This is a genomic window from Pseudomonas sp. MAG002Y (assembly GCF_019400845.1).
In the GTDB taxonomy this organism is placed as follows: domain Bacteria; phylum Pseudomonadota; class Gammaproteobacteria; order Pseudomonadales; family Pseudomonadaceae; genus Chryseomonas; species Chryseomonas luteola.
On record NZ_WOEJ01000053.1, the window covers coordinates 1 to 567 of the forward strand.

The 567-nt window shown below is 63.1% G+C and carries 1 protein-coding gene; it reads right to left on the reverse strand.

Translation table 11 applies throughout. The features are described 5' to 3' along the window. On the reverse strand, nt 1-567 hold a 567-nt coding region (locus GM154_RS25510), incomplete at both ends, for a methyl-accepting chemotaxis protein (protein ID WP_219654329.1).

Below are 567 nucleotides of genomic sequence, written 5' to 3' on the forward strand. Positions count from 1 at the left end.
GCAGGAGGCGCTGATGTTGGCGGACAGGGTTTCCATCGCCGTCAGGGTCTGGCCCAGTACGCGGCGACCCTCCTCGGCCTGCTGCCGGGCACTGGTAGCCTGTACGGACGCATCGGCAGCGTTGCGGGCGATCTCCTGTGTGGCGGCCCCCAACTGGTTGATGGCTGCCGCCACGCTTCCGGTACGTCCGGCCTGATTGTCCGAGTTGTGCAGCGAGGAGTTGGAGGCCGCCAACACCTGACGGGAGACCTCGTTGAGCTGGCGGGTACTGGCCGATACTTCGCTGATCGAGCCATGGATACGCTCGACAAAGCGGTTGAAGGCAGCGGCCAGCACACCAAACTCGTCCTGGCTATTGATGGCCAGACGCCGGGTCAGGTCGCCCTCTCCTTGTGCGATGTCCTGCATCGCCTGACTCATGGTCGTGAGCGGACGCATCAGTACGCGAATCAGCACGCCCAGGAGCAGCATGATCAGCACAACGCCAATCACCATGGCTAGCACGGCCGAGGTTCTGAACTCCTTGAGCGGGGCGTAGGCTTTCTCTTCATCAACCATCAGGCCCAG